This is a genomic window from Enterococcus sp. E5-37, assembly GCF_035726925.1.
Lineage (GTDB): Bacteria > Bacillota > Bacilli > Lactobacillales > Enterococcaceae > Enterococcus_B > Enterococcus_B faecium.
The window spans coordinates 1-5,715 of sequence record NZ_JAPMLG010000023.1; the positions used below are offsets into that span (position 1 = coordinate 1).

Genomic DNA, 5,715 nt, shown 5'->3' on the forward strand with positions numbered 1-5,715 from the left:
TTAACTGTTAGCTCCTGCCGAAGATCGTCACATCCGAGGAGGCTCATTGTCAAGGACAATCGGAATAGCATACGGAAAGAAGTTCTGCACCTTATAAAATTTGTCAAAAAAACTGTTGCCATTCCACTGGAAACATTGAAGATAAATATAAAAAATAAGGAGCACTAGAAAAAATAAGCCATTTTCGAGTGCTCCTTATTTTTTATAGAGTGTAACTAACTTATGTCACACCTCCAATTTATTCGTATTTCTTAGCGCTCAATTACTTACATAGATAGTTAAAAACATCAGCGCTACTTCCAACAACTAAGATTAGTGATTCAGTTAAATTAATATTTTGATAGAGATTAGATAAGACAACGATGATTGAACATCACATTGTAAATGATCATTGAAACTTTCGACACCTTATTTATTTTTTGTTAACGTCAAAGATTTGTAAACACTCCCAATTATTGATGGTATTCAAATGACACTAAGCAAGATCAAATCAGTCGTTTTCCATGTACTATTAAGAGACAAAAATGTGTATACGTACCAGTGATCAAGAGATAGATAGATCGAACAATGATCGAATACTTGGAAAACTTTCTTTACCTTTATAAAAATTAGACTATGAAATAATGTAGAAGAAAAGCAAATTTAATAACGCTGCGATTCCATGTGTAACTGTATTTAATACTTAATTGATGAATTCGTGCTTTCGTCTAAATTCTATCTCCATCTTATTACACTCCGTTTCATTCGTGAGATTCCACTATACACAAAAGATATTCCGTTTACGTAAACTATATACTTACTTTTTTAAAAATTTTATTAGGATCACTAAAAATAGCAACAAGAGCACACCGATCAAACCGCTTACAAGTAAAAATGCAGTACACTTTGCCTGTTTCACTTTTTCTAAGGATTCCTTTATTTCTTCTGGTTCAACAACGATTCTGTGTCCACGCACCAGTAAACGGTGACTGTTGATCATATACGGAGTACAAGTAACCAGTGTGACTAGATCTTGATCTTCTTGGATTTGCAGCGCTTCTGTTTCTGTGGGTTCTACGGTTTTGATTTGATCGACTTGATACGCAAGATACTGTCCGTTAATTTCAATATAAAAGTGATCTTTTATTTTTAATTGAGGTAAATTTGTAAACAATTTTGCTTGCGACAAGCCTCTATGGCTAGAAAGTACCGCATGTGTCGATTTGCCTCCAATAGGGTATGAGGTTCCCTCGAGCAGACAAGCTCCTTTTTCCAATAGTTTCATCGTTGTTTGATCAAAAATCGGTAAGTTGACATTGATTTTGGGGATCGTCAAAATACCGATCGTATGTTTCTCAAAATAGGTTCTATCCTTTTTCACAGGTTCTTTTTTCTTAGTAAAGGGATCTGCACCTGAATTTCCACCTTCTTTTGCTAATTGCTGGTTTTTCTTTGTCATGTTTTCTTGGATTTTAGCCATGACTTCTTCATTTTCTTTGACCGCTTGTTGCTGATAATGAGAGATGATCTGCTGATCCAGATAATTATTCAGCGCGTCGCTAACAAATGGATAAGCTAGTATCCCTATTCCTGAGAGAAGCAAGAAAAGCATCAGCAGATCTAGAAGTTTCCTTTTCTTTGGTTTCATTTGTGTTCTCCTTGTGATGACTGTTTGATAATAAAAGAAAAAGGAGCATTTGCGTAATCCGCTGCTCCTTTTTCCAATTCTTGCAAAAAGACTAAATCTGACTGTGCTTGCGTCTAGCAAAGTACAGTCCAGCAATCAGTAGAAGGACTACTCCTGCACCGATATACACATAGATTCCCTTACCGCCTGTTGAAGGAAGTGTACCTTTGTGTTTATTTGGTATTTTTTCAGGAGAAATCAACTGTCCTGCTGTTACATAAGATTGTTCATCAATAGTAAATGCTACACGGTTTGTTAATGGAACATATTTTTCTGGCGCTTTCGTTTCTTCCAGATAGTACGTGCCATATTTTAGACCTGTCACATCGATTAAACCGTTACTTGTGGTTGTAAAAACCGTTGCTGATTCTTTCGCCGATACCCAGCTGACGGCTTTTGTGGATGGGTCGATCGATAAATATTTCGCTGTGTCACTATCTTGATCACGAACGACGAATTCTGCTCCAGCAAGTGTTTGATCTGATGTAACGTCACCATCTACTTTAACAAATCGTTTGCCCCCAGTAACGACATCGACTGACGGTGGTGTTTGATCATTTGTATGCCCGTTATCGACATTTGCTTGGTTAGAAAATCCTTTGGTTGGATCTGCTTTTTCGTTCAAATGCATATAGTAAACGAATTTCAATGTACCGCCAGGAGTTAATGAAGGAATATAATTCGGATCAACTGAAACCGTGAATCCGTTTGTTTGCTCAGTGACAGAATAATTTACTGGGTCGATTTCTTTATTTCCATCATATAAGGCATAAGCATACGTTCCTGAAGAATCATTATCAAATGTTAAAGCAGCGTCATGAGTATCGATAAGTTTGAATGTTGTGTACTTGTTTTGCGTTCCTTCTTTATCAGCGATACCTAATGGGATATTGACAGAAATCTCATATTGAATTTTTTCACCGATTGCGACATCTTTTCCATTCAATTGAGGTGTTGTTTTATCAACTTTAGACGTATCATTTTTGATGGTCTTTTCTACTGGTGTTTGGCTATTTGCCAGGATCTCAAAAGGCGTGATTGTTTGCTTTTCAATCATTTCCGCATTATCAGGAGCTTTTACTTCTTCTAAATTATATTTTCCAACTTCTAAATGATTAACGATCAACTGGCCTTTTTCAATAGATGCCTCGGCAAAGTCATTGTTGCCGATGTCATAAGAATGACCAGTAATGAAATGTTTGGCTTTGGTTTGATCAGTTGTCCAAGTGTACAATCCATCTGTGACACTTTGGATGTATTTTTTGACGCTTGGTGTTCCTTCTTCTTTAGAAATAATAAATTCTGCTCCATTTAGTGCTTCGTTTTCGGCAGTACCGATTTTTGTAACTTTCAACGTTCCATCATTACCGACTGTATTTTTAGGGTAGAGATGGATAGTATCTAGTTCTTCTGTCCCGTATTTATAAGAGCCATCTGCTTGTTTGATCATCTCATATACAGGGAAAGCTAAAACCATGTTTGCGGCAGCTGACACTCCGTCTTTTGGTTCTTCTTTGATCGTGTAGACTGCATCTTTCCCATTTTGTTTTTTAGGTAAAGATAAAGTGACATTTCCATCAGCATCTGTCGTTCCTGAAGCAACTGGTGTACCAGGAGTCAAAGACTGGACTGCTTGTTTTGCTGCATCCACGGACGCTCCTTTATCTCGTTGCGCATAAAATTCTTGAGTGACGTTATAAACTGAAAATGAAATATCGGCTAATCCTTGGTATTGATCGAATTCGCTCATTTCTTTACCGCTGTTTTGGATTAAAGGATCGGGTAAATCAGTCATTTTCTTTTTATGAAGGATGACTTGAGCTGCTGTCTCCTCTGCAAACACTTTTTTTGCGCCGAAGCTGTTTGTGAGTAATGGTAAAATAAGGAAAAGTACTCCTAACATAACGTTTATTTTTTTATGATTTTTCATTTTTTCACTCCTGTTCTTTTTTTGATAAACAACCAGATTGCAAAGCTTGCGAATACCATACCAACAACGCCTAAAAGTGTATTTTTCGTTTCGTTTGTTTTTGGAAGAAATGGACGGCTATTTTCTTTTTTATTGACTACTTTCAATATACTGTCCGCCTCTTTATCCTCAGAAAGAAAAGTTGAAATGGTAAACGGAATTTCTGTTTCACTTAAAATATAACCAGAAGGTGCTTCGATCTCTTTTAATCGATAACTTCCTGTTTTCAACCCGGAAATTGAAAAAGCGCCATTTTTATCGGAAATCAGGTGAAGCGCATCTGATTCGTTCTTTGTCCACTTGTATCCGTTGGCTGTTTGCTGGAGGTAATTTCCTGCTTTGTTTTTAATAAGGAATACTGCGCCAGCTAATCGTTTATCTGGTTTATTTGTCTCGATTTTGACAAATTGCTTACTCCCTGTATATACAGAGACTTTCTTTGTACTGATACCAAAACCAAAATCCAGTGTTCCGTTGTTGTTGATTTCCTTGTTCGCCTGTGCTGTACTGCTTAGCTGCATCTGATAAGAAATGGTCAGTTTTTTTCCAGCATATTTTTCCAACGAAGGGATCGAAAATAAAACATCAAATCCGTGAGGTTTCTTGTGTATGACAAAGCCTTCTGTCAGCTTTTCTCCATTCGATGAAATCGTTAAACTATTAGGTAAAAACGTTAATGCTTCATCCGCACTATCTGACAATTCGAACTTTTGATAGTCAAGGATATTTACAGGAATTGTCGTATGCAAGGAATAAGTGATTTTTTCACCAATCGTAAAATCATTTCTAGGCTCTTCTAATACCTTCTCAAAAGGTGGATCAGGGTAGTCGTTTTCTTCATTTTTAGGATACAAATGGATAGTTGAAAGTTTTTGATTGTTTTGTCCATATACAGGAAGAACAACTACCATATTCTCTGCCTTTTCTTTGACGACTTCTGGTGCTTTGGATTCAATGAAAAGATACGCTTTATCTCTTTTTCCTTGATCTTTAGCGGCCAGAGAAAAAGAAGCGATACCATCTTCGTTGTTAAGAGTTGTAGTTGTTGCTTCTGCGGTAAACGTACCGGAAGACGCACCGTTTTTTGCGATCTCTGTTTGTGCTTCTTCTACCGTTTTGCCCTTTTCCCGTAGATGGTAAAAAGAATCTGTGACATCATAAACTTGGAATGTGACACCATTTAATCCTCGATACGTTTGTAATAACGCTTTTTCTTGTCCGTCATTTGGATGATTTTTCGGCAGTTGCCCGTTTGGGAAAAGCAATTTGTGTAAAGTAATCTGAACCATTTCTGTTTCTGTTTCTGTTGCTGCCTGAGTAAAAGCTGGTTTAAATAGTAACAAGAAGAGACACATACTAAGCCAACCAAGTTTTTTCATATTTAGCTGCCCCCTCTTTCTTTTTTCAAAAAAAGATACCAAATAGAAAACGCACAACCAATCATCCCTACTAGATAGATTCCTAAACGGCCAATTCCTCCCGTTTCAGGTAATGGTACTTTTGCCTGATTCGTGATGTCTAAAGAAATCTGGTTGTTTTTGGCTCCTGGTGACAGAACAGATTCATGATCTTGTCCATCCACTTGAATTGACCCATCTTCGTGTATAACTATAGTAACTGGCTCTTTTAGACCTTGGTATCCTTCTGGTGTAAAAGTTTCGGTCAGCGTATAAGTTCCAGGTTTTAAATTTTCGAATAGAAAGGTATCTGTTTCTTGTCCATCTTTTGGCAATTCTAAGTCCATTTCTGGTCCCTGCAGTCTGAATTTTGCTCCTTTTAATGTCTGTCCGTTGTCTTCTTTTTTGTGTACCGTTAGATCAAACGCTTTTAGTCGATTTTGATGAGTGAGCGTCCATACATTATTTGTCATCTCGGTATTTTTTCCCGTGTAAATGATTTTTCCATATTTATCGATTTGGAATTCATAATTTCCCGGCGAAGTATCATATCCGGCAGGACCAGCTGTTTCAACGACTCGGTATTTACCAGGTGTGAGTGAATCAAAACTGGCAAGACCTTTTTCATTCGTTGTTTGGCTGTCAATTGGCTGATAAGTACCATTTGCTTCTTTTTTCTGTAG

At 37.1% G+C, this 5,715-nt stretch carries 4 protein-coding genes; all 4 read right to left on the reverse strand.

All coding sequences use genetic code 11. From position 1 onward, the window contains the following. Nucleotides 1–796: 796 nt before the first annotated feature. Nucleotides 797–1,627: a class C sortase gene (locus tag OS138_RS12540; protein WP_005874445.1), complete on the reverse strand. Its 831-nt coding sequence runs from the start codon at nt 1,625–1,627 to the stop codon at nt 797–799. Between the two features lie 91 nt (nt 1,628–1,718). Next, nucleotides 1,719–3,596 carry a SpaH/EbpB family LPXTG-anchored major pilin gene (locus OS138_RS12545; RefSeq protein WP_002330185.1) on the reverse strand — a complete coding sequence of 626 codons (1,878 nt, stop codon included), beginning with the start codon at nt 3,594–3,596 and terminating at the stop codon, nt 1,719–1,721. Then, nucleotides 3,593–5,014 (reverse strand): SpaH/EbpB family LPXTG-anchored major pilin, encoded by a 1,422-nt coding sequence (locus tag OS138_RS12550; RefSeq protein ID WP_325070185.1) that lies wholly within the window; start codon nt 5,012–5,014, stop codon nt 3,593–3,595. Before OS138_RS12550 ends, OS138_RS12545 begins: the two co-directional genes overlap by 4 nt. Before the next feature lie 2 nt (nt 5,015–5,016). Further along, the coding region (locus OS138_RS12555) for an MSCRAMM family protein (protein WP_325070186.1) at nt 5,017–5,715 on the reverse strand (699 nt) is incomplete at its 5' end.